This is a genomic window from Micromonospora sp. ATCC 39149 (assembly GCF_000158815.1).
In the GTDB taxonomy this organism is placed as follows: domain Bacteria; phylum Actinomycetota; class Actinomycetes; order Mycobacteriales; family Micromonosporaceae; genus Micromonospora.
Map to the genome: position 1 here is coordinate 4,537,664 of NZ_GG657738.1, position 14,005 is coordinate 4,551,668.

At 71.9% G+C, this 14,005-nt stretch carries 12 protein-coding genes; 9 read left to right on the forward strand and 3 right to left on the reverse strand.

Annotated elements, in window-relative coordinates; genetic code table 11:
• Positions 1–9: 9 nt before the first annotated feature.
• Entirely contained in the window at positions 10–522 is a 513-nt protein-coding gene (locus MCAG_RS19625) for an Lrp/AsnC family transcriptional regulator (protein ID WP_036377554.1), read from the reverse strand.
• A 210-nt stretch (positions 523–732) separates the two neighbouring features.
• Here MCAG_RS19625 and MCAG_RS19630 point away from each other — a divergent pair, with 210 nt between their 5' ends.
• The 9 genes from MCAG_RS19630 (at position 733) to MCAG_RS19670 (ending at position 10,770) form a co-directional block, all read left to right on the forward strand.
• Complete coding sequence (locus tag MCAG_RS19630; RefSeq protein WP_007074731.1) at positions 733–1,917, forward strand: spermidine/putrescine ABC transporter substrate-binding protein; 1,185 nt, start codon at positions 733–735, stop codon at positions 1,915–1,917.
• Positions 1,918–1,921: 4 nt separating this feature from the next.
• Positions 1,922–3,088 (forward strand): ABC transporter ATP-binding protein, encoded by a 1,167-nt coding sequence (locus MCAG_RS19635; RefSeq protein ID WP_007074732.1) that lies wholly within the window; start codon positions 1,922–1,924, stop codon positions 3,086–3,088.
• On the forward strand, positions 3,085–3,999 hold the full coding sequence (locus MCAG_RS19640) for an ABC transporter permease (RefSeq protein WP_007074733.1): 915 nt from the start codon (positions 3,085–3,087) through the stop codon (positions 3,997–3,999). Before MCAG_RS19635 ends, MCAG_RS19640 begins: the two co-directional genes overlap by 4 nt.
• Positions 3,996–4,838 (forward strand): ABC transporter permease, encoded by an 843-nt coding sequence (locus MCAG_RS19645; protein ID WP_036374326.1) that lies wholly within the window; start codon positions 3,996–3,998, stop codon positions 4,836–4,838. The genes MCAG_RS19640 and MCAG_RS19645 overlap by 4 nt, the downstream gene beginning before the upstream one ends.
• Positions 4,835–6,256, forward strand: a complete 1,422-nt coding sequence (locus MCAG_RS19650; protein WP_007074735.1) for an FAD-binding oxidoreductase — start codon at positions 4,835–4,837, stop codon at positions 6,254–6,256. Before MCAG_RS19645 ends, MCAG_RS19650 begins: the two co-directional genes overlap by 4 nt.
• Positions 6,256–7,458, forward strand: coding sequence for a saccharopine dehydrogenase family protein (locus MCAG_RS19655; protein ID WP_036374328.1), 1,203 nt, complete (start codon positions 6,256–6,258; stop codon positions 7,456–7,458). Before MCAG_RS19650 ends, MCAG_RS19655 begins: the two co-directional genes overlap by 1 nt.
• 55 nt (positions 7,459–7,513) lie before the next feature.
• Positions 7,514–8,533: an agmatinase gene (gene speB / locus MCAG_RS19660; protein WP_007074737.1), complete on the forward strand. Its 1,020-nt coding sequence runs from the start codon at positions 7,514–7,516 to the stop codon at positions 8,531–8,533.
• Positions 8,534–8,909: 376 nt separating this feature from the next.
• Complete coding sequence (locus MCAG_RS35940) at positions 8,910–9,653, forward strand: G5 domain-containing protein (RefSeq protein ID WP_304412195.1); 744 nt, start codon at positions 8,910–8,912, stop codon at positions 9,651–9,653.
• Positions 9,654–10,074: 421 nt separating this feature from the next.
• Complete coding sequence (locus tag MCAG_RS19670) at positions 10,075–10,770, forward strand: DUF559 domain-containing protein (RefSeq protein WP_232290225.1); 696 nt, start codon at positions 10,075–10,077, stop codon at positions 10,768–10,770.
• 438 nt (positions 10,771–11,208) lie between these two features.
• Here the strand turns inward: MCAG_RS19670 and gabT are convergent, their stop codons facing one another.
• Positions 11,209–12,540, reverse strand: a complete 1,332-nt coding sequence (gene gabT / locus MCAG_RS19675; RefSeq protein ID WP_007074740.1) for a 4-aminobutyrate--2-oxoglutarate transaminase — start codon at positions 12,538–12,540, stop codon at positions 11,209–11,211.
• A gap of 3 nt (positions 12,541–12,543) precedes the next feature.
• Entirely contained in the window at positions 12,544–13,980 is a 1,437-nt protein-coding gene (locus MCAG_RS19680) for a gamma-aminobutyraldehyde dehydrogenase (protein WP_007074741.1), read from the reverse strand.
• Between the last annotated feature and the right edge of the window lie 25 nt (positions 13,981–14,005).

Sequence of the window (14,005 nt, forward strand, 5' to 3'; positions counted from 1 at the left end):
CGGGCAGGCTCAGGCCGTGCCCCAGCTATAGGTCTGCTTGCGCAGCTTGAGGTAGACGAACGCCTCGGTGGCGAGCACCCCGTCGACGGCGCGCAGTCGTTGCAGGATCTCCAGCAGGTGGGCGTCGTTGCGGCACACCACCTCGGCGAGCAGGTCGAACGACCCGGCGGTGATCACCACGTAGTCGACCTCCTCGAACTCGGCGAGCCGGTCGGCCACCGTCTCCAGGTCGCCGTCGGTGCGCAGGCCGATCATGGCCTGCCGGGGGAAGCCGAGCTGGAGCGGGTCGGTGACCGCGACGATCTGCATGACCCCGGCGTCGAGCAGCCGCTGCACCCGCTGGCGCACCGCCGCCTCGGACAGCCCGACCGCCTTGCCGATCGTCGCGTACGGCCGGCGGCCGTCCTCCTGGAGCTGCTCGATGATCTGCTTGGCGACGTCGTCCAGCAGAACGTGACTGGCTCCTTCGCGCACGGCGACGCGTCGACCCCCGCTGCCGCTCTCCTGCTGCCGGATGGCCATCGTCAGCTCCCCCATGTCCGGTTCTTCTCCGGGATCGTAATGCCCTGGCGCAGTCTGGCGTAATTCGTGGTGCATTGCTATGCCGGCAACGGAATCCCTTGTGAGGCAGGTCAGCGCATGTCAGGATCAGTCGTCCATCGCCTGAAGACCCTCCCGACGTCGGGCCTCCCCCGTCCCGCCCGCCGACGATGACCCTCTAGGAGTCGTCACATGCGAACTCCCCTCCGGCCCCTCACCCGGCGTGGTCTGCTCACCGGCACCCTCGGCTCGGCCGCGATGCTCGCCACGGCAGGCGCGCTCGCCGGCTGCGGCACCAAGGGCGCCGTGCAGACCGAGGCTGGCTGCGTCAGCGAAGACCTCTCCGGCACGGAGAAGAAGCTGGCGTTCTCGAACTGGCCGCAGTACATGGACGTCGACGAGTCCGACGAATCGAAGCGTCCCAGCCTGGATGCGTTCGTCGCCTCCAGCGGCATCCAGGTCACCTACACCGAGGACATCAACGACAACAACGAGTTCTTCGGCAAGGTGCAGAACCAGCTCGCCGCCTGTCAGGGCACCGGGCGGGACATCATCGTGCTCACCGACTGGATGGCCGCCCGGATGATCCGGCTCGGCTGGATCCAGAAGCTCGACCCGGCGAAGATCCCCAACGTGAGGTCGAACCTGCTGCCGTCGCTGCTCAACCGCTCGTTCGACCCGGACAACCGGATCGCCGTCCCGTGGCAGTCCGGTTTGGCCGGCCTCGCCTACAACGGGTCGGTCGCCAAGGAGATCCGCACCGTCGACGAGCTGCTGACCCGGCCCGACCTCAAGGGCAAGGTCACCGCGTTGTCCGAGATGCGCGACACGATGGGCCTGCTGATGCAGTCCAACGGGCACGACCCGGCGAACTTCACCGCCGCCCAGTTCGACGACGCGCTCAACAAGCTCAAGAGGGCCGTCGACTCCGGGCAGATCCGCAGGTTCACCGGCAACGACTACGCCCCCGACCTCGCCAAGGGCGACATCGCGGCGTGCGTCGGCTGGTCCGGCGACGTCATCCAGCTCTCCGGGGAGAACGACAAGATCAAGTTCGTCGCGCCCGACTCCGGCGTGATGCTCTTCAGCGACAACATGATGGTGCCCAACAAGGCCACCCACAAGGCGAACGCCGAAGAGTTGATCAACTACTACTACCAGCCGGCCGTCGCCGCGAAGCTCGCCGCGTACGTCAACTACATCTGCCCCGTCCAGGGCGCGAAGGCCGAGATGGAGAAGATCGACCCAAAGTTGGCCGCCAACCCGCTGATCTTCCCCGACGAGGCCCTGCTGTCGAAGTCCAAGGTGTTCATGGCCCTGGACGAGAAACAGGAGAAGGAGTACGAGGGCAAGTTCCAGCAGGTCATCGGGGCGTGACGGGATGAGCGCGAAGACGACGGGACACGACACCCCGGCCGGCGACCTGCGGCTGGTCAACCTGACCAAGAGGTTCGGCATCTTCACCGCGGTCGACGACCTCGGCCTCACCATTCCGCAGGGCTCCTTCTTCGCCCTGCTCGGCGCGTCCGGGTGCGGCAAGACCACCACCCTGCGCATGATCGCCGGCCTGGAGCAGCCGACGAGCGGGCAGGTGCTCCTCGGCGACCGGGACATCGCCCGGCTGCGCCCGTACAAGCGGCCGGTCAACACCGTGTTCCAGAGCTACGCGCTCTTTCCGCACCTCAACATCTTCGACAACGTCGCGTTCGGGCTGCGCCGGCGCGGCATCCGCTCGGTCGACGACGAGGTCATGCGGATGCTCGCCCTGGTGCAGCTCGACGACTTCGGCCACCGCCGCCCCGCCCAGCTCTCCGGCGGGCAGCAGCAGCGGGTCGCCCTCGCGCGGGCGCTGATCAACCGGCCGCAGGTGTTGCTGCTCGACGAGCCGCTCGGGGCGCTCGACCTGAAGCTGCGCCGGCAGATGCAGATCGAACTCAAGCGCATCCAGACCGAGGTCGGCATCACCTTCGTGCACGTCACCCACGACCAGGAGGAGGCCATGACCATGGCCGACACGGTCGCGGTGATGAACGCCGGGAAGATCGAGCAGCTCGGCGCACCCGCCGACATCTACGAGTACCCGGCCACCGCTTTCGTGGCGAACTTCCTCGGCCAGTCCAACCTGCTCGCCGCCGAGGCCGCCGGACCCGCCGGGTCCGACGTGCCGGTCACCGCCCATGGCGCGCGCTACTCCGTGCCCGCCGTCCGCGCCCGCGTCGCCACCGGCCCGGTCTACCTCGGGGTACGCCCCGAGAAGCTGCACCTGGTCGACGCCGCCGACCGGGTGCCCGCCGGCCACCAGTACGTGACCGGCGCGGTCACCGACGCCTCGTACGTGGGGGTCAGCACCCAGTACCTCGTGCGCACCGAATGGGGCAGCGAACTGTCCGCGTTCGCGGCCAACAGCGGCCTCGGCGGCCGGGTACCCGTCGGCGCATCCGTGGTGGCGCACTGGGACCCCCGGCACGCGTTCCTGCTACCCCGCCAGCCCGGCGCGGACGACAGCACCGCCGGCCTGCTCGACGAGCCGGTGGGTGCGTCCTCGTGACCGCGCTGGCCCACGTGCCCACGCCGACGGGGCAACCGGCGGCGCCCCCGCCGCTGCCCCGGGGCGGGCGGCGCCGGCTGCTGCCGTACCTGCTGCTCCTGCCCGGCGCGGCCTGGCTGCTGCTGTTCTTCGCCGTGCCGCTGTTCCAGCTCGCCGCCGCGAGCCTCTACGACCCCAGCGGCTCGCTCTCCACCGGGTACGCGCTGACCTGGGCCTTCGGCAACTACCCCGACGCGTTGCAGGCGTACTGGCCGCAGTTCGGTCGGTCGTTCCTCTACGCCGGGATCGCCCTGGTGCTGGCCGTGCTGATGGGTTACCCGCTGGCGTACGCGATCGCGCAGAAGGCCGGCCGGTGGAAGAGCCTGCTGCTGGTCTGCGTCGTCGCCCCGATGTTCACCAGTTTCCTGGTGCGCACCCTGGCCTGGAAGACGATCCTGTCCGACAACGGCTGGTTGGTCGGGCTGCTGCGCGACGTGCACCTGCTCGGCCCCGACGGCCGGCTGCTCGCCACCCCCGTCGCGGTGGTCCTCGGGCTGACGTACAACTTCCTGCCCTTCCTGGTGCTGCCGCTGTACGCGAGCCTGGAGCGGCTCGACTACCGCCTGCTGGAGGCGGCCGGCGACCTGTACGCGAGCCCGGTGCAGACGTTCCGCCGGGTCACCCTGCCGCTGTCGATGCCCGGCCTGATCGCCGGCACGCTGCTGTTCTTCATCCCGGCCACCGGCGACTACATCAACGCCGAACTGCTCGGCACCCCGAACGAGTACATGGTCGGCAACGTCATCGACTCGGCGTTCCTGGTCCGGCTGGACTACCCGCAGGGGGCGGCCCTGTCGTTCCTGCTGATGGCGGCGATCCTCGCGGTGGTCTTCGTCTACCTGCGCCGGGCCGGCACGGAGGAGGTGCTGTGAGACTTACCCGCTGGCTCGCCGACCACTGGGTGATGGGCGTCGCCCTGCTCGTCCTCGGCTACCTGACGCTGCCCATCGCCGTGGTCGCCGCGCTGTCGTTCAACCGCCCGTCGAGCCGCCTGTCGTACGACTTCAACGAGTTCACCCTCGACAACTGGCAGCGGCCCTGCGCCACCTCCGACATGTGCGACGCGGTGGTCCGCAGCGTGCAGATCGGCTTCATCGCCACCGTCGTCGCCACCGTGCTCGGCACGCTGATGGCGTTCGCGCTGGTCCGGCACCGGTTCACCGGCCGGTCCGGGATCAACCTGCTGATCTTCCTGCCGATGGCCACCCCCGAGCTGGTCATGGGCACCTCGCTGCTGGCCCTGTTCGTCTCCGCCGGGGTGCCGCAGGGCTTCTGGACCGTCGTCATCGCGCACGTCATGTTCTGCGTGTCGTTCGTGGTGGTCACGGTCAAGGCCCGGCTCGCCGGGATGGACCGCCGGCTGGAGGAGGCCGCCGCCGACCTGTACGCCAGTCCGTGGCAGGCGTTCCGCCTGGTCACCCTGCCGCTGGTGCTCCCCGGCATCGTGGCCGCCGCGCTGCTGGCGTTCTCGCTGAGCTTCGACGACTTCATCATCACCAACTTCAACGCCGGCACTACCATCACGTTCCCGATGTACGTCTGGGGCGCCGCCCAGCGGGGCATCCCGCCGCAGGTCAACGTCATCGGCACGGCGATGTTCGCCATCGCGCTGCTGCTCGTCGGCCTCAGCTCGCTGCGCGGCCGGCGGACCCGCCGCGTCGGCCTCCCGGCCGCCCCGGCGACCGGCCGACGGGCGAAGAGCCCGTCATGATCCTCCCGCATACCGGCCGGGCACTCGCCGACGCGGCGCCCGTACCGTACTGGCTCGACCGGCCCGAACGCCCCGACCCGCTGCCCCCGCTGACCGGCGCGCACAGCGCCGACCTGCTGGTCGTCGGCGGCGGGTACGGCGGGCTCTGGGCCGCCCTGCTGGCCAAGCAGGCCGACCCGAGCGCGGACGTGCTGCTCGTCGACGCCGGCACCTGCGGCTGGGCGGCTTCGGGGCGCAACGGCGGGTTCTGCTCCGCCTCGCTCACCCACGGCCTGGCCAACGGCGTCGCCCGGTTCCCCGGCGAGGTCGCCGAGCTGGAACGCCTCGGCCGGGAGAACCTGGCCGCCATCGCCGCCACCGTCGACGCGTACGGCATCGACTGCGACTTCGAGCGCACCGGCGAGCTGGCCGTGGCCGTGCGCCCGTACCAGCTCGCCGGGCTCGCCAAGGACACGGAGCTGGCTCGCCGGTACGGCCACGACGTGCGGCTGCTCGACCGCGACGAGGTGCGCGCCGAGGTCGACTCGCCGACGTACCTCGGCGGAATGTGGGACCGTGACCGGGTGGCCATGCTCGACCCGGCGAAGCTCGCCTGGGGCCTGCGCCGCGCCTGCCTCGACCTGGGCGTCCGCGTCCACGAGCACACCCGGGTCACCGGCCTGCGCGGCGACTCCGCCGCCCTGGCCGCCACCACGGCCGGCGGCGTCGAGCGGGCCCCCGGCGTCGTCCGCGCCCGACGGGTCGCCCTGGCCACCAACGCGTTCCCGCCGCTACTGCGCCGGCTGCGCGCCTGGATCGTGCCCGTCTACGACTACGCGCTGATGACCGAGCCGCTGACCGGGGCCCAGCGGAACGCGATCGGCTGGCGCAACCGGCAGGGCCTCGCCGACACCGGCAACCAGTTCCACTACTACCGGATCACCGGCGACGGGCGGATCCTGTTCGGCGGCTACGACGCCGTCTACCACCACGGCAACCGGGTCGCCCCCGAGCTGGAGCAGCGACCGGCAACGTTCACCGCTCTCGCCGAGCACTTCGTCGCCACCTTCCCGCAGCTCGCCGACGTCCGGTTCAGCCACCGCTGGGGCGGCGTCATCGACACCTGCACCCGGTTCTGCCCGTTCTTCGGCACCGCCTACGACGGCCGGCTCGCCTACGCCGCCGGGTACACCGGCCTCGGCGTCGGGGCCACCCGGTTCGGCGCGCGGGTGATGCTCGACCTGCTGGCCGGCGCAGACACCCCGCTGACCCGGCTCGACCTCGTCCGGGGCCGGCCGCTGCCGTTCCCGCCGGAGCCCGTCCGGGCCGCCGGCATCCACCTCACCCGCTGGTCGCTGGCCCGCGCCGACGCGCGCGACGGCCGGCGCGGCCTGTGGCTCCGTACGCTCGATCGTCTTGGTTTGGGGTTCGATTCCTGATGCGTATCCTGCTGGTCGGCGCCGGTGGGGTCGGCTCCGCCGCCGTCGCCATCGCCGCCCGACGAACATTCTTCGACACCATGGTCGTCGCCGACGCCGACGCCGCCCGCGCCGCGCGGGCCGTCGCCGGGCGCGACGACCGGTTCGTCGCCGCGACCGTCGACGCCTCCTGCGCCGACGCCGTCGCCGCGCTGTGCCGCGAGCACCGGATCACCCACGTGCTCAACGCCGTCGACCCGCGCTTCGTCATGCCGATCTTCGACGGCGCGTACGCGGCCGGCACCGACTACCTCGACATGGCCATGTCCCTGTCCCACCCGCACCCGTTGCGCCCCTACGCCGAGACCGGCGTGAAGCTCGGCGACGAGCAGTTCGCCGTCGCCGAGCGGTGGGCGTCCGCCGGCCGGCTCGCCCTGTGCGGCATCGGCGTCGAACCCGGCCTGTCCGACGTCTTCGCCCGCTACGCCGCCGACGAGCTGTTCGCCGAGATCGACGAGATCGGGGTACGCGACGGCGCGAACCTGACCGTCGAGGGCTACGACTTCGCCCCGTCGTTCTCCATCTGGACCACCATCGAGGAGTGCCTCAACCCGCCCGTGATCTGGGAACGGGACCGGGGCTGGTTCACCACCGAACCGTTCAGCGAGCCAGAGGTGTTCCACTTCCCGGAGGGCATCGGCCCCGTCGAGTGCGTCAACGTCGAGCACGAGGAGGTGCTGCTCATCCCGCGCTGGATCGACGCGCGGCGGGTCACCTTCAAGTACGGCCTCGGCGAGGAGTTCATCGACGTCCTGCGTACCCTGCACAAGCTCGGCCTGGACTCCACCGAGCCGGTCACCGTGCGCGGCGTGCGGATGTCCCCGCGCGACGTGGTCGCCGCCGCCCTGCCCGACCCGGCCACCCTCGGCGACCGGATGCGGGGCAAGACCTGTGCCGGCACCTGGGTCAAGGGCGTGGCGAAGTCCGGCGGGCCCCGCGAGGTCTACCTGTACCACATCGTCGACAACGCGTGGTCCATGGCCGAGTACGGCCACCAGGCCGTCGTCTGGCAGACCGCCGTCAACCCGATCGTCGCCCTGGAACTGCTCGCCAGCGGAGCGTGGTCCGGTACCGGCGTGATCGGCCCCGAGGCGCTGCCCCCGCGCCCGTTCCTCGACCTGCTCACCGGCTACGGCTCGCCGTGGGGCATGGAGGAACGGTGACCGGCGTCGGCGGACGGACGCAGCGGGTGGCCGGCCTTGCCCGATCGGCGCGGCGGTGACCCGCTACGGGCCGATGTTCGGCCCCGACGTCACCTTCCTCGGCGTCGACCGCTGCGCGCTGGACGACCCGGCCTCGTACGCCGACGCGGACGTCGTCATCGTCGGCGCCCCGTTCGACGGCGGCACCTCGCACCGGCCGGGCACCCGGTTCGGCCCGTCCGCCATCCGGCAGGCCTGCTACCTGCCCCACGACGGCTCCCGCCCGTCCCTGGCCCTGCGCGTCGACGCGCTGCGCGACCTGCGGGTGTACGACGCGGGCGACGTCGAGATGTTCTCCGGCGACATCGAACGCTCCCTGTCGTCGCTGGAGGCAGCCGTGCACGCCGTCGCGCGGTCCGGGGCGATCCCCGTCGTCCTCGGCGGCGACCACTCCATCGCGCTGCCCGACGCCACCGGGGTCGCCCGCCACCACGGGCTCGGCCGGGTGTCCCTGGTGCACTTCGACGCCCACGCCGACACCGGGGACGTCGAGTTCGGCTCCCTGCACGGCCACGGCCAGCCGATGCGCCGGCTCATCGAGTCCGGGGCGGTGCGCGGCGACCGGTTCCTGCAGATCGGCCTGCGCGGCTACTGGCCCGGCCCCGACGTGCTGCAGTGGATGGCCGCGCAGCGGATGCGCTCGTACGAGATGACGGAGCTGGTCGCCCGCGGCCTGGACACCTGCCTGTCCGAGGCGTTCGACATCGCCGTCGACGAGTGCGAGGGCGTCTTCCTCTCCGTCGACGTGGACGTCGTCGACCCCGGCATGGCCCCCGGCACCGGCACCCCCGAACCCGGCGGGTTGACCTCCCGGCAACTCCTCGACGCCGTCCGCCGCTGCTGCTACGAGCTGCCCGTCGTCGGCGTGGACGTGGTCGAGGTCGCCCCGCCGTACGACCACGCCGACATCACCGCGTACCTGGGCAACCGGGTGGTGCTGGAGGCGCTGTCGGCGATTGCCCGCCGCCGTCGCGACGCCCAAGGCGGCCCGCCCTGGGAACCCACGCAGCCGTTGCTGGACATCCGCCTGCCCTGAGTCGCCGCCGCCCGTTGGAGCCGCCGCGCACCTGTGCCGACGATCGTCGTGATTCCGCCGGTGCCGCCGTCATTCTGCCGGTGCCGCTGTGACTCCGCCGATGCCGCCGTCGTGCAGGTTGGCCGGGCGTAGCCTCCGGCGGATGGTCGCGGGCGCGCCCGGACGGGCATCCGGCACCGGCCCGCACGGCAACCCCACCGGCCCGCAGGTATCCCGGGAAAGCCCGCAGGGGTCCCGGATCCGTCCGCTCGGAACCAGCGGCGGACTGCCCGGTTTCCGCCCCGGGCTGTCCGTATCGAGCGGTTTCGCCGATCGGCGTCGGCGAGGACCGCTGTGCCCGTTACCCAGCCGCTTCTCTCCGGTGACACTCGGTGTCGTGACTCATCAACCGCCATACCGCCAGCAGCCCGCCAACCCCGCCGTGCCGTCCGCCGTCCGGCCGGGGTGGTTCCGCCGGCTCCAGCCCGGCCAGCGGGTCGGCGTGCTCCTCGGCGGCATTCTGCTGTCGACGGTGCTGCTCTGCTGCGGGGGCGCTGCCGTCGTCGGCGCGCTCGCCGACGAACCGTGGCGGGAGCCCACCGCCGTGGCCGCCAAGGCCAGTCCGCCTGTGGCCGCCCCCGAGCCGACCGTGTCCGATCCTGCCCCGTCCACCGCCGCGCCGGCACCCACCGCCTCCGCGCCGTCGCCGTCGCCGTCCACAGCGTCCGCCCCGACCGTGCAGACCCGCACGGAGACGGAGACGCAGACGACCCGGTACGCCGAGCGGACCGTGAACGACTCGTCCCTAGCCGAGGGCAAGCGGGTCGTCCGCACCCGGGGAGTCAACGGTGTGCGTATGCTGACATACCAGGTCACCCTGACCGACGGGGTGCCCACCGGCCGGAAGCTGCTCCGATCGGTCGTCACGAAGCAGCCGGTGACCCAGGTCGTCGCGGTGGGCACGAAGCAGGAACGCCGGTGCGATCCCAACTACAGCGGCTGCGTGCCGATCGCCAGCGACGTCGACTGTGCCGGTGGCGGCGGCAACGGCCCCGCGTACGTCACGGGCCCGGTAAAGGTCATCGGCGACGACATCTACGACCTCGACCGCGACAACGACGGCTACGGCTGCGACGACTAACCCACCCCACCCACCCTTCGGCTCCTCCCCCTCCTCGGCTCGGCGATCTTGCACTTTGGGCCCCGGCGAAAACGGCATAGTGGACAATTTTGGGGCCGCAACTGCAAGATCGCCGAGGTGAGGGGGTGGGATGGGGAGGCGGGGCGAGGTGAGGGAGGTGGTGGGTAGCACAGTTGTGGGCTGGGTGGGGGTTGTCCACAGGGGTGGGGGTTGTCCACAGATGACGTGACCGGTGGAGCGCTGGGTGCGGGTGCTCGGGCAGCCTGCCGGCATGGAAACCCAGTTCTGGCGTACGGCGTCGGTGCTCAGGTCGACCACCCGGAAGCGGCTTCGGACGCGTCTGGCGAACGGCCGGGTTGTACGGGCGCGGCGAGGCGTCTACGCGGATCGTCCCGTCAAGGATCTCGATGCGCTACGAGCGTTGTTGCTGTGCCTGCCGGCCGAGGCGATGCTGTCCCGGCAGACCGCGGCTCGCCTGCACGGCTTCGGTGTCCTCGCCGAGGACGCCGTACACGTGCAGTTGCCCCCGAACGTCGCCAAACCCCGGCTTCCGGGTCTGGTGGTCCATCACTCGGCGCTGCCGGTGGAGCCGGTCCTGGTGAGAGGGTTGCCCTGCGCGCCGGCCGCGCGCTGCGTGGTGGATCTGGCCCGCACGATACGGCGGCTGGACGCGCTACCGGTGCTCGATGCCGTGCTCAGAACGGGTTCGGTGTGCCGGGACGAGCTTGCCGAGGAGGCATCGGCCCACCGGGGACTGCCTGGTGTGCGCCAGGCCCGATCTCTGGTGCCGCTGGCGGACGGGCGCTCCGAGTGCCGGCAGGAGAGCCAGTTGCGCCTGGTGCTGATCGACGGCGGCCTTCCGGCACCCGAGCCGCAGGTCTGGGTGCTCGACGGGGAGGGTGTCGGGCGCTACCGGCTGGATCTGGGGTATCGCGAACGGCGGGTCGGCATCGAGTACGACGGTCTGTCCCACCTGGATCGCGATCGGCTTCGGTACGACCGGGACCGCGCCAACTGGCTGGCCTCCGAGGGCTGGACGATGCGCCACTTCACCGACCGTGACCTCTACCGCCGCCCCGCCCACATAGTCACAACGATCCGAGCACTCCTCCCCTGACGGCGAGCACGCCCGCCGCCCCCGCGGCCCCCGCCGCGATCTTGCAGTTTAGGCCCGGACAAAAACCGCCGATCGGGCATCCTGGGGGCCGCAAGTGCAAGATCGCGGGGGCGGGGGCGGGGGCGGGGGGCGGGGGTGAGGGGTGAGGGTGGGTGGAACGGGGAACCTTCCTGACGGAAGGCTGAAGCCGGCAGCGCTCCCAACGGTCGTGCGGTGATGGTGGTGGCGTCGGGGCCGTCGGGGAGCTGTGTGCTGCTCAACGCGGCGGCGATGGAGTTGGTGCGGGAGCCGGGCAAGAACGTCGTGCGGCGCGACGTGGTCGAGGTGGTGCGAGGCTGAGCTGGCGCGACGTGGTCGGGGCGCTGCGCTGAGACCGGGTGGCGGGGCGGCCGGCGACCGGTCGCCGGCCGCCCCGCGGGCAGGCGAGCCGCACAGGGCTCAGTCGAAGACGGCGTCGAGGATGTCCAGGCCCCGGGCCAGCTCCGCGTCGGAGATGACCAGCGGGGGCAGGAAGCGCAGCACGTTGCCGTACGTGCCGCAGGTCAGGGTGAGCAGGCCGGCGGCGTGGCAGGCCGCCGACACCGCCGCCGCGGCGGCCGGGTCCGGGGTCAGGGAACCCGGCTGCACCAGCTCCACGGCGAGCATCGCGCCCCGGCCGCGTACCTCGGCGACCCGGGGGTCGCGGGCGGCGATCGCGTGTAGCCGGTCGGTCATCGTCGCGCCGATCCGGCGGGCGGCGGCGGCCAGTTCCAGCTCGTGCATGGTCTCGATCGCGGCGAGCGCCGCCGCGCAGGCGATCGGGTTGCCGCCGTACGTGCCACCGAGGCCGCCCACGTGCACCGCGTCCATCAGCTCGGCCCGGCCCGTCACGGCCGCCAGCGGCAGGCCGCCCGCGATCCCCTTGGCCAGGGTCACCAGGTCCGGGACGACGACCTCGTGCTCGCAGGCGAACCAGTCCCCGGTGCGGCAGAACCCCGTCTGGATCTCGTCGGCGACGAAGACCACCCCGGCCGCCGTCGCCCACTCGCGCAGCGCCGGCAGGAACCCCTGCGCCGGTACGACGAAACCGCCCTCGCCCTGGATCGGCTCGATCAGCAGCGCGGCCACGTTGTCCGCACCGACCTGCTTCTCCACCATCTCGATCGCCCGCGCCGCCGCCTCGGCCCCGGACAGGCCCCCGTCACGCAGCGGGTACGACATCGGCACCCGGTACACCTCGCCGGCGAACGGCCCGAACCGGTGCTTGTACGGCATGTTCTTCGCCGTCAGCGCCATCGTGAGGTTGGTCCGCCCGTGGTACGCGTGGTCGAACGCCACCACCGCCGGCCGCCCCGTGGCGTGCCGGGCGATCTTCACGGCGTTCTCCACCGCTTCCGCGCCCGAGTTGAACAGCGCCGAGCGCTTCTCGAAGCCGCCCGGGGTCAGCGCGTTGAGCTGCTCGCACACCGCCACGTACGACTCGTACGGCGTGACCATGAAGCAGGTGTGGGTGAACCGCTCGACCTGCGCCCGTACCGCCTCCACCACACGCGGGGCGGAGTTGCCGACGTTGGTGACCGCGATGCCGGCGGCGAAGTCGATCCACTCCCGCCCGTCGACGTCGGTGATGGTGCCGCCGCCCGCCCGGTCCACGTACGCGCCGATGACGCTGCCGACGCCCCGGGCCACGGCGACGCCCCGCCGCTTGTGCAGCTCCGCCGAACCCGGCACCGCGCCGCTGTTCGTTCGCGGCTGCGGGGCTCGCAGGACCGGCTCACTTTTCGCGCTCACTGATCAGCCCTCGAAGTTGTGCATGACGTGCTTGATCCGGGTGTAGTCCTCCAGGCTGTAGACCGAGAGGTCCTTGCCGTGCCCGGAGTGCTTGAAGCCGCCGTGCGGCATCTCCGAGACGAACGGGATGTGGGTGTTCACCCAGACGCAGCCGAAGTCCAGCCGGCGGGTCATCCGCATCGCCCGGCCGTGGTCGCGCGTCCAGACCGACGCCGACAGGCCGTAGTCGACGCCGTTGGCCCAGCGCACCGCCTCGTCCTCGTCGGAGAAGCGCTGCACGGTGATGACCGGCCCGAACACCTCCTGCTGGATGACCTCGTCGGCCTGGCGCACTCCGCTGACGACCGTGGGGGCGTAGAAGTAGCCTCGCGTCCCCTGTCGGGATCCCCCGGTCAGCACGCTCGCGTGGTCGGGCAGCCGGTCGACGAAGCCGCTGACCCGGGCGAGCTGGTTGGCGTTGTTCAGCGGCCCGTACAGCACGTCGGCGTCGTCCGGCGCGCCGGTCCGCGTGTTGCGGGCCTGCTCGGCCAGCGCCGCCACGAAGTCGTCGTGGATGCCCGGACCCGCCAGCACCCGGGTTGCCGCGGTGCAGTCCTGGCCGGCGTTGAAGTAGCCGCCCATCGCGATCGCCTCGGCCGCCGCCGCCACGTCCGCGTCGTCGAAGATCACCACCGGGGCCTTGCCGCCCAGCTCCAGGTGGGTCCGCTTCAGGTCCGGCGCGGCGGCGGAGGCGACCTCCATGCCCGCGCGGGTCGAGCCCGTGATCGACACGAGCTGCGGGGTCGGGTGCGACACGAGGGTACGACCGGTGTCCCGGTCGCCGCAGACCACGTTGAACACCCCCGGCGGGAAGAACTCGGCGGCGATCTCGGCCAGCAGCAGCGTCGACACCGGTGTGGTGTCCGACGGCTTCAGCACCACGGTGTTGCCCGCCGCGAGTGCGGGGGCGATCTTCCACACCGCCATCATCAGCGGGTAGTTCCACGGGGTGACCTGGGCGCACACGCCGATCGGCTCCCGCCGTACGTACGAGGTGTGGCCCGCCAGGTACTCCCCGGCCGACCGGCCCTCCAGCAGCCGGGCCGCCCCCGCGAAGAAGCGGAACTGGTCCACCGCCGGCGGCAGCTCCTCCTCGGCGGTGAGCTGGCGCGGCTTGCCCGTGTTGCGCACCTCGGCGTCGACCAGCTCGGCCGCCCGCGCCTCCACCGCGTCGGCGAGCTTCAGCAGCGCCCGCTGCCGCTCGCCCGGGGTGGTGTCCCGCCACGTCTCGAACGCGGCGGAGGCCGCCCGCATGGCCGCGTCCACGTCCGCCGCGCCGGAGGCCGGCGCCTGGGCGAAGACCTCACCGGTGCACGGGTCGACCAGGTCGGTGTACCCGCCGTCGGAAGGATCGACGTACTCGCCGTTGACGAAGTTGCGCAGCTGCTGCTGGTCGCTCATCAGGTGTCTCCGAGGGATGGCCGGG

Excerpts from the sequence above, each read along its gene's own strand:
- MCAG_RS19650 (WP_007074735.1), top strand. The coding sequence starts at position 4,835 with ATGATCCTCCCGCATACCGGCCGGGCACTCGCCGACGCGGCGCCCGTA.
- MCAG_RS19680 (WP_007074741.1), bottom strand. The coding sequence starts at position 13,980 with ATGAGCGACCAGCAGCAGCTGCGCAACTTCGTCAACGGCGAGTACGTC.
- MCAG_RS19630 (WP_007074731.1), top strand. The coding sequence starts at position 733 with ATGCGAACTCCCCTCCGGCCCCTCACCCGGCGTGGTCTGCTCACCGGC.
- MCAG_RS19655 (WP_036374328.1), top strand. The coding sequence starts at position 6,256 with ATGCGTATCCTGCTGGTCGGCGCCGGTGGGGTCGGCTCCGCCGCCGTC.
- MCAG_RS19635 (WP_007074732.1), top strand. The coding sequence starts at position 1,922 with ATGAGCGCGAAGACGACGGGACACGACACCCCGGCCGGCGACCTGCGG.
- MCAG_RS19625 (WP_036377554.1), bottom strand. The coding sequence starts at position 522 with ATGGCCATCCGGCAGCAGGAGAGCGGCAGCGGGGGTCGACGCGTCGCC.